The organism is Actinomadura oligospora ATCC 43269 (genome assembly GCF_000518265.1).
In the GTDB taxonomy this organism is placed as follows: domain Bacteria; phylum Actinomycetota; class Actinomycetes; order Streptosporangiales; family Streptosporangiaceae; genus Spirillospora; species Spirillospora oligospora.
The window spans coordinates 44,506-60,189 of record NZ_KI912410.1 but is presented as its reverse complement, the minus strand read 5'-3'; the positions used below and the strand labels follow the sequence as shown (position 1 = coordinate 60,189).

Here is a 15,684-nt window from a genome sequence, read left to right as displayed (position 1 = left end):
CCTTCTCACCCGGCGCTCACTCCGCTTTCCGCGCCACCTTTCACGCTTTCCGCGTCGCCTTTCACCCCGCCTTTCGCTCCATCTTCACCCCGCTTCTCGGCGATCCGGCGTTCGACCTCGTCCCAGGAGATCGGGAGGTCGGACGCCGGGACGTTCCAGAAGACGAACGTCGACTCGCGCATCACCGTCCGCTTGGCCCGCATCGTGGACCGGTGCGGCTCCGCGGACGCGTAGGCGTTCAGCGCGTCCCGGCCCGACCAGGCGGAGAGCGTCCAGAACGTCCGGCGCCACGGCTCGGCGCGCAGCGAGATCCCCCAGGCGCCCGGCGAGCGCCGCGCCTGCCGCAGCAGCGCCATCGAGGCCAGCAGGAAGCCCGGCACGTGGCGCAGCGACCGCACCTCCAGCCGCGAGGCCATGACCAGGGCTTCCCCACCAGGCTCGGCGGGTTCGGGAGCGATCCAGGGCAGCGTGGGCATGACGCCCTCCAAGTCGTCGGCGACACTTCATCTTGTCACTGTCTAGTTTCCGTCGCGGACCTGAACTTGTCAATGGCAAGTTTCGGGCGATCTGCCCTAGGCTGGCGGGGTGAGTTCGACCTACCACCACGGCAACCTGCGCCGCGCCGTCCTCGACGCGGCCGTCGCGGCGATCGAGGAGTCCGGGCCGTCCGGCTGGAGCCTGCGCGAACTGGCCCGCCGCGCCGGGGTCTCGCACGCCGCGCCCGCGCACCACTTCGGCGACAAGACCGGCCTGCTGACCGCGCTGGCCGCCGAGGGCTTCGACCTGCTCACCGAGGCCCTCACCGACTCCGGCGGCGACCTGCTCGACCTCGGCGTCGCCTACGTCCGGTTCGCCGCCGAGCACCGCGCCCACTTCGAGGTCATGTTCCGTCCGGAGCTGTACCGGGGCGACGACGCGGAGCTCGCCGCCGCCCGCACCCGGACGGCCGCGATGCTCGACCGCGCCGTCCGGGCCCTGTCCCCCGACCCTGACGCGTCCCTCGCCGCCTGGTCCATCGCCCACGGCTTCGCCGGGCTCTGGCTGAGCGGCGCCCTGCCCCCGGGCCTGGGCGGCGACCCCTCGAGCGCCGCCCGGCCCGTCCTGGCCAAGCTGTTCGCCGTCCGGGAGGACGCCCCGCCCGGCCCCTGAGGCCCGTCCGCCGGGGTCCGCGTGATCGTCTATCTTGCGGACTGTTCAGTGGACGGATCCCGGTGGGAGTGTGGACGGGTGGACGAGAATTCGCTGGCCGAGCGGTTCGAGGAGCAGCGCGGCCACCTGCGTTCGGTGGCCTACCGCATGCTCGGCTCGCTGAGCGAGGCCGAGGACGCCGTCCAGGAGGCATGGTTCCGGCTCAGCCGCACGGACGTGTCGGACGTCGCGAACCTGCCGGGCTGGCTCACCACCGTCGTCGGACGGATCTGCCTGGACATGCTGCGCGCCCGCGGGTCCCGGCGGGAGGAGCTCGGCGACGAGCGGCTGCCGGACCCGATCGTCACGCGCGACCCCGAGCAGGAGGTGCTGGTCGCCGACCAGGTCGGGATCGCGCTGATGGTGGTCATGGAGGCGCTGGCCCCGGCCGAGCGGCTGGCGTTCGTCCTGCACGACATGTTCGCCGTCCCGTTCGACGAGATCGCGCCGATCATCGACAAGTCGCCCGCCGCGACCCGGCAGCTCGCCAGCCGGGCGCGCCGCCGCGTCAAGGACTCCGCGCCCACTCCGGACCCGGACCTGAACCGGCAGCGCGAGGCCGTCGAGGCGTTCCTCGCGGCGGCCCGCGAGGGCGACCTGGAGGCCCTGGTCGCGATCCTCGACCCGGACGTGGTGCTGCGCGTCGACGTCGGCGCGGGCGGCGCGCTGCAGGTCGTCCGGGGCGCGCGGAACGTCGCGGGCCGGGCGCTCCTGTTCCGCGAGATCGCCAAGGACATCCGGACCGTCGTCGTCAACGGCACGATCGGCGCCATGGACGTGTCCCGTGGCGGTCCGCAGTCGCTGCTGGCGCTGACGGTCGTCGACGGCCGGATCACGACGATGGACATCATCGCCGACCCCGATCGCCTCCGGGACCTCGGCCTCTGACGCCGCGCCCTCCCCTGTCACATTCGCCGCCCGCCGCGGGTCAGGGGTTGCGGAGGCCCACGAGTTGGAGGCGCATGTGAGGGGCGAGGATTCGCTGGCCGCGCGGTTCGAGGAGCACCGCGCCCACCTGCACGCGGTCGCGTACCGCGTGCTCGGGTCGAACTCCGAGGCGGACGACGCCGTCCAGGAGGCGTGGCTCCGGGTGAGCCGCGCCGGGGACGACGGCGTCGACAACCTCGGCGGCTGGCTGACCACGATCGTCGGACGGGTCGCGCTGAACATGCTCCGCGCCCGGACGACCCGCCGCGAGGTGTCCTGGGACGAGCCGGACATTCCCGATGAGCCGGACGCGTCGGCGGGCCCCTCGCCCGACACCCCCGAGGACCCGGCCGACGCCGCCGTCCTGTCGAACTCGGTCGGGCTCGCGCTCCTGGTCGTCCTGGAGACGCTCGCCCCGGCCGAGCGGCTGGCGTTCGTCCTGCACGACATGTTCGCGATCCCGTTCGACGAGATCGCGCCGATCGTCGGACGGACGCCCGCCGCCGCCCGCCAGCTCGCCAGCCGGGCCCGGCGGCGCGTCCGGGGCGGACGGGCCGACGCGACGGCCGCCCGCGAACGCGAGGTCGTCACGGCGTTCCTGGCGGCGTCCCGCGAGGGCGACTTCGCGGCCCTGCTCACGCTGCTCGACCCGGACGCCGTCCAGCGCGGCGACCGCACCGCGACCGAGCTGGGCGGACCCGGCCGGATCGAGGGCCGCGAGGCCATGGCGGAGTTCTGGTCGGGCCGCGCCAAGGCCATCCTGCCGGTCGTCGTGGACGGCGTCGCGGGCGGCATGTGGCAGCTCAGGGGGGTTCCGCAGGTCGTGTTCGACTTCACCGTCCGGGACGGCCGCGTGGTCGCGATCGACCTCGTCGCCGACCCGGACGTCCTCGCGTCGGTCGAGCTGGCCAGGCCACCGCGCGACTAGTTTGGGGGGATGGCCGAGCGCAGGGTCCCGCCCACCGAGACGACGATCGCGGCCCGCGACTGGGACGGGCGGGACATCGAGGGCGAGTCGTTCGAACGCGTCCTGTTCTCCGACGTCGACTTCACCGAGATGCGCGACACGTCCGGAACGTTCACCGAGTGCCTGTTCCGGGGCTGCAAGTTCAACGTGTCCGAGCACACCGAGGCGGCGTTCCTGAACTGCGCGTTCGTCCGGTGCTCGTTCTTCGACGCGACGTTCACCGGCTGCAAGCTCGTCGGCAGCGCCTTCAGCGACTGCTCGTTCGACCTGCTGAAGGTGCGCGGCGGCGACTGGTCGTTCGTGGGGCTGACCGGCGCGAAGCTCTCCGGCGCGACGTTCGAGGAGACCCGGCTGCGCGAGGCCGACCTCGGCGGGGCCGTCTGCGAGAAGACCACGTTCCAGCGGGTCGACCTCAGCGGCGCGTGGCTCCGGAACGCGAACCTCCGTCAGGCGGACCTGCGCGGCAGCGCCCTCCCGGCCGAGCACCTCCTGACCGTGGACCTCAAGGGGGCCGTCATCGACCTCCCCCAGGCCATGGTCGTGGCAGAGGCGCTCGGACTGGACGTCCGCCCCTGAGCAGGTAGAGCCCCAGGTCAGACGGCATGTCGCGGCGGAAACTAGAGCTTTTCGACCGGGGCGTAGCGCAGGACGAGCCGCTTGACGCCGTACTCCCCGCCGAAGTCGACGGAGGCGGCGGCCTTGTCGCCCTCGCCGTCCACCGCGACGACCGTGCCGAGGCCGAACGAGTCGTGGGTGACCTTGTCACCCGGGGCCAGGCTGGGGACGGCGCGTGAGCCGGGGGCGCGGACCCCCGGACGGGCAGCGACGCGGGTCGCGGCCGAGCCGAAGGCGCTGGACGCCTCGCGCTCCCAGTCCAGCAGGGGGGCCGGGACCTCGGCGAGGAAGCGGGACGGCGGGTTCACCTGCGGCGCGCCCCACGAGCTGCGCATGGTCGCGCGCGAGAGGTAGAGGCGCTGGCGGGCGCGGGTGATGCCCACGTACGCGAGACGCCGCTCCTCCTCCAGCTCCTTGGGGTTGCTCATGGCCCGCAGGTGCGGGAAGACGCCGTCCTCCATGCCGGTGAGGAAGACGACCGGGAACTCCAGGCCCTTCGCGGTGTGCAGGGTCATCAGGGTGACGACGCCCTGGTCGTCCTGCTCGGGACGCTCCCCGGGCGGGACGGCCCCGGACTTCGCGCCGCCGGGGATCGAGTCGGCGTCGGCGACCAGCGCGACCTGCTCCAGGAAGTCGGGAAGGCGTCCGGCCGGGTCCTCGCCGTCGAGGCGCTCCTCGAACTCGCGGGCGACCGACTCCATTTCCTGGAGGTTCTCGACGCGGGTCTCGTCCTGCGGGTCCTTGGATGCCTGGAGCTCGGCGATGTAGCCGGACTGCACCAGGATCCGCTCGATCAGCTCGGCCGGGCTGGACGTCTCGACCGACGCGCGCAGGTCGTCCAGCAGGGCGACGAACTCGCGGACGGCCTTGATCGAGCGGGTCGCCATGCCCGGGACGTCCTCGGGGACACGCAGGGCCTGCCAGAACGAGATGCGCTCGCGGGACGCGTACGCCTCGACGCACGCCTCGGCCCGGTCGCCGATCCCGCGCTTCGGGACGTTCAGGATGCGGCGCAGGGAGACCGTGTCCTCCTGGTTCGCGAGGACCCGGAGGTAGGCCAGCAGGTCGCGGACCTCCTTGCGCTCGTAGAAGCGCACGCCGCCGACGACCTTGTACGGCAGCCCGACCCGGATGAAGATCTCTTCGAAGACACGGGACTGGGCGTTGGTCCGGTAGAAGACCGCCACGTCACCGGGCTTCGCGTCGCCCGCGTCGGTGAGCTTGTCGACCTCGCTGGCGACGAACGCGGCCTCGTCGTGCTCGTTGTCGGCGACATAGCCGGTGATCTTGTGGCCCTCGCCCTGGTCGGACCAGAGCCGCTTGGGCTTGCGGTCGGCGTTCCGCTCGATCACCGCGTTCGCCGCCGACAGGATGGTCTGGGTGGAGCGGTAGTTCTGCTCCAGCAGGATCGTGCGCGCCTCGGGGTAGTCGCGCTCGAACTCGAGGATGTTGCGGATCGTCGCGCCGCGGAACGCGTAGATCGACTGGTCGGCGTCGCCGACCACGCACAGCTCGGCGGGGCCGATGCCCTCGACCGGCGCGGTCAGCTCGCGGACCAGCTCGTACTGGGCGTGGTTGGTGTCCTGGTACTCGTCGACCATGACGTGCCGGAACCGGCGCCGGTAGTGCTCGGCGGCCTCCGGGAAGACCTGGAGCAGGTTGACCGTCAGCATGATCAGGTCGTCGAAGTCCATGGCCCCGGCCTGCTGCAGCCGGGCCTGGTACATCTCGTACGCCTGCGCGAGGGTCTGCTCCATGTGCGTGGAGGCCCGCGCCTTGAACGTCTCGTAGTCGATCAGCTCGTTCTTCAGGTTCGACACCTGGGCGCTGAACGACTTGGGCGGATACCGCTTCGGGTCGAGGTCGAGCTCGCGGCAGACCAGCGCCATGAGCCGCTGCGCGTCGGCCTGGTCGTAGATCGAGAAGCTCGACGGGAAGCCCAGCCGCCCGGCCTCGCGGCGCAGGATGCGCACGCAGGCGGAGTGGAAGGTCATCACCCACATGGCGCGGGAACGCGGGCCGACCAGCGCGTCCACGCGCTCCTTCATCTCGGCCGCGGCCTTGTTGGTGAAGGTGATCGCGAGGATCTGGCCGGGATGGACGTCCCGCTCGGACAGCAGGTGCGCGATCCGGTGGGTGAGCACGCGCGTCTTGCCGGAGCCCGCTCCGGCGACGATCAGCAGCGGACTTCCGGCGTGCTCGACGGCGGCCCGCTGCTGCGGGTTCAGGCCGTCCAGCAAGGGGTGAGCTTCGGTCTTCGACATCACTCGCGAGTCTACGGTCCGCCACCGACAACCGCGTCCGAACGCGGCGGGGGCATATCGGTCACTCCGCCGCGTTCGGCCGCCGGGCGGGGGCTTCCGGTCGCTTCGCCCGGACGGCCGGGATCAGCGTTTGTGCAGCTCGTGGGCGGATTCGGCGGCGGCGCGGACGCCGTCGAGGTCGGCTCCGGACGCGGCGGCGGAGGCGGCGGCGACCGCGCCCTCGACCAGCGGCGCGTCGGCGAGGACGACGCGTCCCTGGTGATCTTCCAGGACGATCCGCGCGGTGAGGACGGACGAGCCGAGATCGGCCAGGAGCAGCACGCCGTCCCCGCCGTCGGCCGCGGCCACGGCCCGTTCGACCAGGTCGGGGCTGGTGCCGAGGCCGCCGTCCGGGCCTCCCCCGGCGGGCTCGACGACGGCCTCGCCGACACCCATCTCGCGGGCGAGCTCGGCGGTTCCCTCGGCGAGCAGGCGGCTGTGGGAGATGATCACGATCCCGACCATCAGCCCTCCGCCCGGGACGCGACGTCGGCGAGGGCGCGGATCAGCAGCACCGACGAGGCCGCGCCGGGGTCGAGGTGCCCCGCGCTGCGTCCGCCCAGGTAGCTGGCGCGTCCCTTGCGGGCGACGAGCGGGACCGTCGCCTCGGCGCCCTCCACGGCCGCCTTCACCGCGGCCTTGGCGGCCCCGGCCATGCCCTGGGAGGCGGACGCGGCGTAGGCCTCGACGGCGGGGGTCAGGGCGTCCAGCATGGTCTTGTCGCCGGGCTGGGCCCCGCCGAGCTCCCGGATCCCGGCGACGGCGGCCTCCAGTGCCCCGCCGAGCCAGGCGGCGGACACCTCCTCGGCGTCGCCCAGGGCCTTGCCCGCGCGGCGCAGGGCCGTCCCGTAGAGGGGTCCGGACGCGCCGCCGGTCTTGGAGATGATCGCGCGTCCGGCGGCGATCAGGACGCGTCCGGGCGGGACGTCGCCCGGGAGGGCGGCGACGGCGGCGGTGAAGCCCCGGTCCAGGTTGAGGCCGTGGTCGCCGTCGCCGATGGCGGCGTCCAGGCGGGTCAGGCGGTCGGCGTCGGCGGAGATCAGCTCGGCGGCGCGGCGGATCCAGGCGGCGGCGACGGCGCCCGTGAAGGCGGAGGCGGGCGTGGGCGCGGCGCTCATCGGCCCCACCGCAGCGCCGGGGTCTCGACCGGGGCGTCCCAGAAGCGGAGCAGCTCGGGCGTGACGCGGCAGACCGACACCATGCAGCCCGCCATCTCCAGGCTCGTCACGTACGGCCCGACCAACGTCCGGACGGCCGTCGCGCCGTGGCCGGACAGCCAGTCTGCGACCGCGCCCGCCGCGATGTACTGCTCGATCATCGGGGTCCCGCCCATCCCGTTGACCAGGACGATCAGCTCCTGCCCGGCGAGCGGCATGTCCGCGTCGATCGCGGCGAGCGAGGCGTCCACGATCTCCTTGGCCGTCCCGGCCTTGACCCGCTCGCGGCCGGGCTCGCCGTGGATCCCGATCCCCAGCTCCATCTCGCCCTCGGCCAGCTCGAACGTCGGACGGCCCGCCGCCGGGACCGCGCACGGCGACAGCGCCACCCCGAACGACCGGGACCGCTCGTTCACCTCGCGCGCGACGCCCGCCACGGCCGCGAGCGGCGCGCCGTCCTCGGCCACCGCGCCCGCGATCTTCTCCACGAACAGGGTCGCGCCGGTGCCGCGCCGTCCGGCCGTGTAGGTGCTGTCGACGACCGCGACGTCGTCGTCCACGACGACCTGCTCGACCTGGACGCCCTCGTCGTCGGCCAGTTCGGCGGCCATGGCGAAATTGAGGGTGTCCCCTGTGTAGTTCTTGACGATGTGGACGACCCCGGCGTCGCCGCCGACGGCGAGGGTCGCGGCCAGGATCTGGTCGGGGGTCGGCGAGGTGAAGACCTCGCCGGGGGCGGCGGCGTCCAGCATCCCGAACCCGACGAAACCGGCGTGCAGCGGCTCGTGGCCGGAGCCGCCCCCGGACACCAGGGCGACCTTCCCCGCGACGGGCGCGTCCGCCCGGACGACCGTCCGGGCCTCCGGATCGACGCGCAGCGAGGGGTGCGCGGCGGCCAGGCCCCGCAGGGCGTCGGCGACCACGTCGGACGGGGCGTTGATGATTTTGCGCATGTTTCTGCTCTACCCCGGCGGACCGGGCCGTCCCAGACCTGATCCCGACGTTTAGGGTGAGCTTCGTGAGGACTGTCCTGGATCTGAGCGAAATCACCCGGGTGCTGTGCGTGCTGGCCCACCCGGACGACGTGGACTTCGGGTCCGCCGGGACGATCGCGTCCTGGACGGACGCGGGCGTCGAGGTCACCTACCTGATCGTCACCGACGGGGACGCGGGCGGGTTCGACGACGGCGTCACCCGCGTGGAGATGGCCGAGCTGCGGCGCAAGGAGCAGCGCGCGGCGGCCGAGGCGGTGGGGGTGGTCGACGTGCGCTACCTCGGGTACCCCGACGGGCGCCTCGAACCCGGTTTCGGCCTGCGCCGCGACATCGCCCGGGTGATCCGGCAGGTGCGGCCCGACCGGGTGCTGACGCACAGCCCCGAGCGGAACTACCAGCGGATCGCCCCCAGCCACCCCGACCACCGGGTCGTCGGCGGCGCGACCCTGGACGCCGTCTACCCCGACGCGCGCAACCCCTACGCCTTCCCCGAGCTGCGCGAGGAGGGCCTGGAGGCGTGGACGGCGCGGGAGGTGTGGATGTCCGGCGGCCCGACCCCGGACTTCTACGTCGACGTCACCGAGCAGTTCGACCGCAAGCTCGCGGCCCTCAAGGCGCACGCCACCCAGACCTCCCACATGGGCGACGGCCTGGAGAACATGCTGCGCGGCTGGATGGGCGGCAACGCCTCCGTCGCCGGGTTCGGCGAGGGCCGCCTGGCCGAGTCCTTCCAGGTCGTCGACACCGCCTGACCGCCCCGCCCGACCGTCCGGTCATCATGATCTCCCAGGAGCGTGCTTGATCCCCCCGAAGATCCTTTTCGACTGCGACACCGGCATCGACGACGCGATGATGCTGCTCTACCTGGCCGCCGAGGTGCGCGCCGGGGACGCCGAGCTCGTCGGCGTCGGCACCGTCCACGGCAACGTCGACTCCCTGGCAGGCGCGCTGAACACGCTGCGCGTGCTGGAGCTGGCCGGGCTGGACGACGTGCCGGTCGCGGTCGGCGCGGGCCGTCCGATGGCGCAGGCCGTGCATTACGCGGTCGACTGGCACGGCACGAACGGGCTCGCCGACCTCGACCTGCCCGCGCCGCAGGGCGCGCCGACCGGCGAGTCGGCTGCGGCACAGCTCGTCCGGCTGGCGCGGGCGCACCCGGGCGAGCTGACGATCGTGGCGACCGGGCCGCTGACCAACCTCGGCGCCGCGCTGCTGCTCGACGCCGAACTGCCGTCGCTGGTCCGCGAGGTCGTGGTCATGGGCGGCGCGTTCGGCCACCCCGGCAACATCACCACGCACGCCGAGGCGAACATCTGGCACGACCCGGAAGCCGCGGACCTGGTCTTCGCGGCGGACTGGCCGGTCGTGCTCGTCCCGCTGGACGCCACGCACTCGACCGCCGTCGGCGCGGAGTGGCTGGCCCGGCTCGCCGACCACGACCGGCCCGTCGCGCGGTTCGCCTCGCAGATCATGGAGTGGTACGCCGACGCCTACACCCCGACGCTGAGGCGGCGCGGCGCGGTCGTGCACGACGCGCTCGCCGCGATGCTCGCGCTCGACCCGGGGCTCGGCGAGTACGTCGAGCGGCCCGTCCGGGTGGAGCTGCGCGGCGAGCTGACCCGCGGCGCCACCGTCTGGGACGCGCGGTCGCTGCCCGCGTCCGAGACCCGGCGTCCGGTGCGGGTCGCGGTCGGCTCCGACGTCGCCGCCTTCCAGGACCGGCTGCTGGCCGCCGTCCTGTCGTTCTGACCGCTTCGGCCAGCGCCTTCTCACTCGCTGTTGTCGCTTCCGGGACGGCCTGACTACCGTTTGCCTACGCCGTCCCGGGAGCCGCCCCATGTCCGTCCGCCGTTTCGCCGCCACCGCCACCGCAGCCGCGCCGCCGGAGCTGCTCTTCCAGCATCTGGCCGTCGCGGAGGCGTGGAACGCCTGGGGCTGGTTCCCGTTCGCGTCCCGGCGCGTCCAGACGGGCGCGAAGGAGGCGGACGGCGTCGGCGCGGTCCGCCGGATCGGCCCGGCGAAGGAGCGGATCGTCACCTTCGAGCGGCCCGGCCACTACGCCTACGTCGCCGAGTCGGGCCTGCCGATCCGGCACTACCGGGCGGACGTCCGGCTGGTGCCGAGCGGCGACAACACGGTGATCCGGTGGAGCGCGGAGATCGTCCCGCTGATCCCCGGGACGGGCGGCCTCACCGCCGCGCTGCTGCACCGGATGCTCGCCGACTTCGCGCGCCGCGTCGCCCGGCACTGCGAGCGCTGCGAACCGGGCTGCCCCGGCCACCTCTGACCCGCCGTCCCCGGCTGTCAGCGCGCTGTCAGCAGGGCTCAGCGCGCGCTCACCGCCCCGTCAGGGCCGCCTCGCAAGCTGGTCACGTACCGAAGACCAAGAGGGGACGTGACCATGACGAAGGTGCTGATCTCGGGGGCGAGCATCGCCGGTCCGACGCTGGCGTACTGGCTGGACCGGTACGGGTTCGAGGTGACCGTGGTCGAGCGGGCGGGCGGGTTCCGCCCCGGCGGGCAGGCCATCGACGTGCGCGGCACGGCGCTCGGCGTGGCCGAGCGGATGGGCGTGCTGGACGAGGTCCGGGCGCACGCGACGAACCTGCGCGGCATGTCGATCGTCGACGGCGACGGCAACGAGCTCCACCGCAGCGAGGAGCACACGCTCAGCGGCGGCCCGCTCGACTCCCCCGACGTGGAGCTCCTCCGCGACGACCTGTCCGACATCATCGTGAAGGCCGCGGGCGACCGGATCGAGTACGTCTTCGGCGACAGCATCGCGAGCCTGGAGGACGGACCGGACGGCGTCCACGTGACGTTCGAGAAGGCCGAGCCGCGCACGTTCGACCTGGTCGTGGGCGCGGACGGCGTCCACTCCACGACGCGACGCCTCGTGTTCGGCGCGGACGCCGGCTACGTCCCGCTCCGCGCCGCCGCGATGGCCGTGTGGACGATGCCGAACGTCCTCGGCCTGGACCGGTGGCAGATCGGCCACTTCTCCGACTCCGCCGGGACGTCGGGCGCGATGGTGATGACCGTCCGCGACAACACCGAACTGCGCGCCTACGCGATGTTCGAGAACCAGGACGGGCCGCTCCCCCGCGACGTCGCCGAGCAGAAGCGCCTGCTCGCGGGCGGCCTGGCGGACGCGTCCTGGGAGGTCCCGCGGCTCCTGGAGCACATGTGGGACGCGAAGGACTTCCACTACGACGCCCTCGCGCAGGTCCGCCTGGACCGCTGGTCGCACGGCCGGGTCGTGCTGCTCGGGGACGCCGGGTACTGCGGGTCCCCGGCGTCCGGGCAGGGGACGAGCATGGCCATGGTCGGCGCGTACGTCCTCGCGGGCGAGCTGAAGGCCGCGGACGGCGACCACGGGAAGGCGTTCGCCGTCTACGAGGACGAGCTGCGCGACTGGGTCGAGGCCAACCAGGCGTTCGCGCTCCGCGGCCTCCCGGACGAGGGCGCCGACGTCGCCGACCTGGTCGCCGAGAGCGCCGCGGGCCTGACCGACGACTTCGCCGCGCTGACCGGCTCCTACATCCTGAAGGACTACTGACTCAAGGAGTACTGACCCGGCGAGCGCGCCGCCTCAGACGAGGCGGCGCGCGGCGGCCCAGCGGGACAGCTCGTGCCGGTTCGACAGCTGGAGCTTGCGCAGCACGCTGCTGACGTGCGTCTCGACCGTCTTGACCGAGATGAACAGCTCCTTGGCGATCTCCTTGTAGGCGTAGCCGCGCGCGATCAGCCGCAGGACGTCCCGCTCCCGCTGGGTGATCTGGTCGAGCTCGGGGTCCACCGACGGGACGTCGCTGGCGGCGAACGCGTCCAGCACGAACCCGGCGAGCCGGGGCGAGAAGACCGCGTCGCCGTCCGCGACGCGGTCGATCGCGGCGGTCAGCTCGGGCCCGGAGATGGTCTTGGTGACGTAGCCGCGCGCGCCGCCCCGGACGACCCCGATCACGTCCTCGGCGGCGTCCGACACCGACAGCGCCAGGAACCGGGACGGCACCGACCCGGTCAGGCGGCGCAGCACCTCGATGCCGCCGCCGCCCGGCAGGTGGACGTCCAGCAGGACGACGTCGGGCGTGGTGGCGCGGATGACCGCGACCGCCTCGTCCACGTCGCCGGCCTCGCCGACGATCTCGACCGATCCGCCCAGCTCGGCCTTCACGCCGGTCCGGAACATCTGGTGGTCGTCCACCAGGACGACCCTCCGCAGCGGGGACTCGCTCATTGCCTGTTGATCTCCAAACGCACCTCGGTGCCCTCGCCCGGGGCCGTGCGCACCGTCGCCGTGCCGCCGTTGCGCTCCATACGTCCGATGATGGACCCTCGCACGCCCATCCTGTCCTCCGGGACGGCGTCGAGGTCGAATCCCTTGCCCCGGTCGCGGACGAAGATGGTCACCTCGTCGCCCTCGACCTCGGCGAACACCGACACCTCCTTGGTGCCGGAGTACTTGGCGGCGTTGACCATGGCCTCGCGGGCGGCCTGGACGATCGCGCCGACCTTGTCGTCCAGGGGGCAGTCGCCGACCACGACGACCTCGATCTGCACGCCGCGCTCGTCCTCGACCTCTCCCGCGACGTCCTTGACGACGCTGGCGAAGGTGCCGCCCTCCTCGGGTTTCGGCTGGTAGAGCCAGGCGCGGAGGGTGCGTTCCTGGGAGCGGGCGAGACGCTGCACCTCGGCGGTGTCGTGCGCGTTCCGCTGGATCAGGGTCAGGGTGTGCAGCACCGAGTCGTGGATGTGCGCGGCGAGCTCGGCGCGTTCCTGGGAGCGGACGCGCTCGTACCGCTCGGCCTCCAGGTCCTGCCAGAGGCGGACGACCCAGGGCGTGACGATCACCGCGACGCCGGTCGCGATCACCAGCATCGCGATGACGACGGACCGGGCCTGGGCCGCGTCCACGTTGCGGACGACGAACCCGCCGATGCCGCCGACCACCAGCAGAAGTCCGAGGACCGTCCGCCACCAGCGCTGGCGCAGCGGCAGGACCCAGCGCTGCCGCTGGTCCCGGTCGGCCTGCTGCCACAGGATCGCGCCGCCGATCGCGCCCGCGACGAACGGCCACAGCGCGACCTCGGTGAACCCGGCGCCCCAGGTCAGCATGGACAGGCCGCCCGCGACGGCGGTGTAGGCGAGCAGCTGCCGCCAGTCCCGGCCCGGCTTGTCGGCGGGGCCCGCGTTCGGGGCGGCGTCGGGAGGCGGGGTGGACGCGACGAGCACCCAGAACGCCCCGTAGGCGGCGACGCCGATGCCGCTGGCGACCGTGAGCAGCACGAACGCGGCCCGCACCAGAAGGACGTCGATGCCGAGGTGGTCGGCCAGCCCGCGGCACACCCCGGCGACCAGCCGGCCCTTGCGCGCGCGTTCCAGCCGCGGCCGCTCGGCCCGCCCGGCCCTCTCCGGCGGCTCGGTCCCGAGGGCGGCGCCGCTCCCACTCTCGTCGCGTTCTCCCACGTCACCGATGGTCACATGACCGGGACGGATGCGCCATCCGGGACATCCCCCAGAGCCGGTCTCAGGGTCGGCTCAGGGGCGTCCCCGATACCGCGCGCGGGACCGGGACGCCACGATGGTGACATGGACACCGATCAGCAGCAGGGCGCCGGCATGGCGCCGCCGCCCGGCGAGGCGCCCGCGTCCGGCCGGGTGTCGCGGCTGTCGCGCTCCTCCGAGGGACGGTTCCTCGCCGGGGTGTGCTCCGGCCTGGGCGCGCGGACGGGTGTCGACCCGGTCGTGTACCGGGTCGGGTTCGGCGTCCTGACCCTCGCGCACGGGCAGGGCATCCTGCTCTACGTCCTCGCGGTGCTGTTCATGCCGGACCACCCCACCGGCATGTCGGTGGCGGAGCGGTTGTTCCGGCGCCGGTTCGACGCGGGCGGGGTGCTGACCGTCCTCGGCCTGCTGCTCGGCGCGAGCGTGGTGCTCAGCGTGATCGGCTCGGGCGTCTCGACGGACGCGGTCGCGGTGCTGACGGTGTTCGGCCTGGTCCTGCTGGTGGCGCACGCCCGCGGCGTGAACCTGGTGGGCGTCGCGCGGACGCTGCCGGAGCGGCTGGCGGGCCATCCGCCCACGACCCCGGCCGAGACCGAGTTCCGCACGCCGCCGCCGAAGGGAACGCCGATGCCGGACGGCATGATCGACCTTTCCACGCTGGACTCCTCGGGGGCGTCCCGCGCGGCGTCCGGCTCCTCGGCGTCCGGCTCCTCGGCGTCCGGCTCCTCGGGGTCCGGCTCCTCGGTCTTCGACGACACGGTCTCCGGGGACACCGCGCACCACTACGGCCCGGACGCGGTCGACCTCGGCGGGTACGGCGGGCGGGACGGTTCCGGAACGACCGCGACACCGCGCCGCCGGGACCGGCGCAAGTCTCCCCTGACCTGGTTCACCCTCGGCCTGGCGGCGCTGGCGGGCGGGATCACCGCGAACGCCGAGCTGTCCGGACGGGCCGACTGGGACGGCTGGACCCTCGTCCTCGCCGCGGCGCTCGCCGTGGTCGGCGTGGGCCTGCTGGCGGGCGTCCGCTGCCGGGTGCGGGGCCTGGCGACCGTGGCATCCCTGCTCACGTTCGCGCTGTTGACGACGTCTGTGGCCGCGACGGCTCCACGCGGCGGAGAGTACGGGGACACCATGTGGCGACCCACGGACGCGGCGCAGGCCGCGCGGGACTACCGGGTGACGATCGGGAACGGGACGCTCGACCTGACCGCGCTGCCCGTGCGGCCGGGCCAGCGGCTGGAGGTCTCGGCGGCGGTCTGGACGGGCCAGCTGCGGGTGGAATTGCCCGCCAACGCCCGGGTGAAGCTGGACGCGCGGGTCAAGATCGGCGACATCCGCGTGGAGGAGCGCACGGTCGGCGGCCCGAACGCGAGGACGAACGAGGTCCTCGAACCGACTGCGGGCGGCTCCGACCCGGCCGTGATCACCCTCAGGATCCGCGGAACCCTCGGAGACGTGCAGGTGACCCGATGATCGACGGCAACGGCACCGAGAAGACGCGGGCCAGGCGCCGCCTGGACCCCGCCGCGCCCGTCGCCGGGGTGTTCTACCTCGCGGTCGCGGGGCTGTTCGTGGCGGGCGCGCTGCGCGGGCACCCGGTGGGCGATCCGATGCTGGTCGCGGGGGTCGTGCTCGTCCTGATGGGGCTGCTCGGGATCGTCCAGGCGGTGCTCAGGGCCCAGCGCCGGGACCGGACCTAGGGCCGGTTCGTGACGCCTCCCGGCGAAGTGTGATCAGCATCACCTCACCCCAGGGGAACAGTTAAACCGGACATTGGGGTTAAATTTTCTCGTGAGGTTCTCCGAGAAGAAGATTTGGCTCGTGGCCAGGTTGCACGTCGACCTGTGCCGCCTCGCCAGCGTGCTGTGTAGCGGCTGACGCCCCCTTCCTCGTCCTCAACCTCGTTCACCCGCCGTCGGCGGACCGCGCCCGAACGCGCGCGCCCACGGATCGTGCCTCCTGATGCACGCCCGCTCACGGGTCAACGCGCGCTTGCCTCCGCCCCCGGACGCCTCTGTCCCCAC

18 protein-coding genes are annotated in these 15,684 nt (G+C 73.3%); 11 read left to right on the top strand and 7 right to left on the bottom strand.

Going from position 1 to position 15,684, the window contains the following annotated elements:
- Positions 1–5: 5 nt before the first annotated feature.
- Complete coding sequence (locus P696_RS49415) at positions 6–476, bottom strand: DUF3291 domain-containing protein (RefSeq protein ID WP_051468423.1); 471 nt, start codon at positions 474–476, stop codon at positions 6–8.
- Positions 477–585: 109 nt separating this feature from the next.
- Here P696_RS49415 and P696_RS0131935 point away from each other — a divergent pair, with 109 nt between their 5' ends.
- From P696_RS0131935 to P696_RS0131920, 4 genes are all read left to right on the top strand, one after another.
- Positions 586–1,149: a TetR/AcrR family transcriptional regulator gene (locus P696_RS0131935; protein WP_026415519.1), complete on the top strand. Its 564-nt coding sequence runs from the start codon at positions 586–588 to the stop codon at positions 1,147–1,149.
- Between the two features lie 78 nt (positions 1,150–1,227).
- Complete coding sequence (locus P696_RS0131930) at positions 1,228–2,076, top strand: sigma-70 family RNA polymerase sigma factor (RefSeq protein ID WP_026415518.1); 849 nt, start codon at positions 1,228–1,230, stop codon at positions 2,074–2,076.
- A 76-nt stretch (positions 2,077–2,152) separates the two neighbouring features.
- Entirely contained in the window at positions 2,153–3,043 is an 891-nt protein-coding gene (locus tag P696_RS0131925; protein ID WP_026415517.1) for a sigma-70 family RNA polymerase sigma factor, read from the top strand.
- A 9-nt stretch (positions 3,044–3,052) separates the two neighbouring features.
- Positions 3,053–3,658 (top strand): pentapeptide repeat-containing protein, encoded by a 606-nt coding sequence (locus tag P696_RS0131920; protein ID WP_026415516.1) that lies wholly within the window; start codon positions 3,053–3,055, stop codon positions 3,656–3,658.
- 41 nt (positions 3,659–3,699) lie between these two features.
- On the opposite strand, the gene pcrA is transcribed toward P696_RS0131920, so the two are convergent.
- The 4 genes from pcrA to dhaK all read right to left on the bottom strand — a co-directional run bounded on the left by pcrA (position 3,700) and on the right by dhaK (position 8,110).
- Entirely contained in the window at positions 3,700–5,961 is a 2,262-nt protein-coding gene (gene pcrA, locus P696_RS0131915) for a DNA helicase PcrA (protein WP_084338521.1), read from the bottom strand.
- 123 nt (positions 5,962–6,084) lie between these two features.
- Positions 6,085–6,465 carry a dihydroxyacetone kinase phosphoryl donor subunit DhaM gene (gene dhaM / locus P696_RS0131910; RefSeq protein WP_034488144.1) on the bottom strand — a complete coding sequence of 127 codons (381 nt, stop codon included), beginning with the start codon at positions 6,463–6,465 and terminating at the stop codon, positions 6,085–6,087.
- Positions 6,465–7,118, bottom strand: coding sequence for a dihydroxyacetone kinase subunit DhaL (dhaL, locus tag P696_RS0131905; RefSeq protein WP_051468611.1), 654 nt, complete (start codon positions 7,116–7,118; stop codon positions 6,465–6,467). The genes dhaM and dhaL overlap by 1 nt, the downstream gene beginning before the upstream one ends.
- Positions 7,115–8,110: a dihydroxyacetone kinase subunit DhaK gene (gene dhaK / locus P696_RS0131900; protein WP_026415512.1), complete on the bottom strand. Its 996-nt coding sequence runs from the start codon at positions 8,108–8,110 to the stop codon at positions 7,115–7,117. Before dhaK ends, dhaL begins: the two co-directional genes overlap by 4 nt.
- 65 nt (positions 8,111–8,175) lie before the next feature.
- On the opposite strand from dhaK, the gene P696_RS0131895 reads away from it, so the two are divergent.
- The 4 genes from P696_RS0131895 to P696_RS0131880 all read left to right on the top strand — a co-directional run bounded on the left by P696_RS0131895 (position 8,176) and on the right by P696_RS0131880 (position 11,711).
- The gene (locus P696_RS0131895) at positions 8,176–8,904 is read left to right on the top strand and encodes a PIG-L deacetylase family protein (protein WP_026415511.1); all 729 of its coding nucleotides are present in this window, start codon (positions 8,176–8,178) and stop codon (positions 8,902–8,904) included.
- Positions 8,905–8,950: 46 nt separating this feature from the next.
- Positions 8,951–9,901 carry a nucleoside hydrolase gene (locus tag P696_RS0131890; RefSeq protein ID WP_026415510.1) on the top strand — a complete coding sequence of 317 codons (951 nt, stop codon included), beginning with the start codon at positions 8,951–8,953 and terminating at the stop codon, positions 9,899–9,901.
- A gap of 88 nt (positions 9,902–9,989) precedes the next feature.
- Positions 9,990–10,439 (top strand): SRPBCC family protein, encoded by a 450-nt coding sequence (locus P696_RS0131885; RefSeq protein WP_026415509.1) that lies wholly within the window; start codon positions 9,990–9,992, stop codon positions 10,437–10,439.
- 114 nt (positions 10,440–10,553) lie between these two features.
- Positions 10,554–11,711 carry an FAD-dependent monooxygenase gene (locus P696_RS0131880; RefSeq protein WP_026415508.1) on the top strand — a complete coding sequence of 386 codons (1,158 nt, stop codon included), beginning with the start codon at positions 10,554–10,556 and terminating at the stop codon, positions 11,709–11,711.
- 33 nt (positions 11,712–11,744) lie between these two features.
- Here P696_RS0131880 and P696_RS0131875 read toward each other — a convergent pair whose 3' ends face one another.
- Both P696_RS0131875 and P696_RS0131870 read right to left on the bottom strand, forming a co-directional pair.
- The gene (locus P696_RS0131875; RefSeq protein WP_026415507.1) at positions 11,745–12,389 is read right to left on the bottom strand and encodes a LuxR C-terminal-related transcriptional regulator; all 645 of its coding nucleotides are present in this window, start codon (positions 12,387–12,389) and stop codon (positions 11,745–11,747) included.
- Positions 12,386–13,534 (bottom strand): ATP-binding protein, encoded by a 1,149-nt coding sequence (locus tag P696_RS0131870; protein ID WP_026415506.1) that lies wholly within the window; start codon positions 13,532–13,534, stop codon positions 12,386–12,388. The genes P696_RS0131875 and P696_RS0131870 overlap by 4 nt, the downstream gene beginning before the upstream one ends.
- A 207-nt stretch (positions 13,535–13,741) precedes the next feature.
- On the opposite strand from P696_RS0131870, the gene P696_RS0131865 reads away from it, so the two are divergent.
- The 3 genes from P696_RS0131865 to P696_RS59445 all read left to right on the top strand — a co-directional run bounded on the left by P696_RS0131865 (position 13,742) and on the right by P696_RS59445 (position 15,538).
- Positions 13,742–15,133: a PspC domain-containing protein gene (locus P696_RS0131865; RefSeq protein WP_026415505.1), complete on the top strand. Its 1,392-nt coding sequence runs from the start codon at positions 13,742–13,744 to the stop codon at positions 15,131–15,133.
- Positions 15,130–15,360, top strand: coding sequence for a hypothetical protein (locus P696_RS0131860; RefSeq protein ID WP_026415504.1), 231 nt, complete (start codon positions 15,130–15,132; stop codon positions 15,358–15,360). The genes P696_RS0131865 and P696_RS0131860 overlap by 4 nt, the downstream gene beginning before the upstream one ends.
- Before the next feature lie 91 nt (positions 15,361–15,451).
- Complete coding sequence (locus P696_RS59445) at positions 15,452–15,538, top strand: putative leader peptide (RefSeq protein WP_425394174.1); 87 nt, start codon at positions 15,452–15,454, stop codon at positions 15,536–15,538.
- Positions 15,539–15,684: the final 146 nt, after the last annotated feature.

Excerpts from the sequence above, each read along its gene's own strand:
- dhaM (WP_034488144.1), bottom strand. The coding sequence starts at position 6,465 with ATGGTCGGGATCGTGATCATCTCCCACAGCCGCCTGCTCGCCGAGGGA.
- dhaK (WP_026415512.1), bottom strand. The coding sequence starts at position 8,110 with ATGCGCAAAATCATCAACGCCCCGTCCGACGTGGTCGCCGACGCCCTG.
- P696_RS0131885 (WP_026415509.1), top strand. The coding sequence starts at position 9,990 with ATGTCCGTCCGCCGTTTCGCCGCCACCGCCACCGCAGCCGCGCCGCCG.
- P696_RS49415 (WP_051468423.1), bottom strand. The coding sequence starts at position 476 with ATGCCCACGCTGCCCTGGATCGCTCCCGAACCCGCCGAGCCTGGTGGG.
- pcrA (WP_084338521.1), bottom strand. The coding sequence starts at position 5,961 with ATGTCGAAGACCGAAGCTCACCCCTTGCTGGACGGCCTGAACCCGCAG.
- P696_RS0131860 (WP_026415504.1), top strand. The coding sequence starts at position 15,130 with ATGATCGACGGCAACGGCACCGAGAAGACGCGGGCCAGGCGCCGCCTG.
- P696_RS0131875 (WP_026415507.1), bottom strand. The coding sequence starts at position 12,389 with ATGAGCGAGTCCCCGCTGCGGAGGGTCGTCCTGGTGGACGACCACCAG.
- P696_RS0131880 (WP_026415508.1), top strand. The coding sequence starts at position 10,554 with ATGACGAAGGTGCTGATCTCGGGGGCGAGCATCGCCGGTCCGACGCTG.
- P696_RS0131865 (WP_026415505.1), top strand. The coding sequence starts at position 13,742 with ATGGACACCGATCAGCAGCAGGGCGCCGGCATGGCGCCGCCGCCCGGC.
- P696_RS0131920 (WP_026415516.1), top strand. The coding sequence starts at position 3,053 with ATGGCCGAGCGCAGGGTCCCGCCCACCGAGACGACGATCGCGGCCCGC.
- dhaL (WP_051468611.1), bottom strand. The coding sequence starts at position 7,118 with ATGAGCGCCGCGCCCACGCCCGCCTCCGCCTTCACGGGCGCCGTCGCC.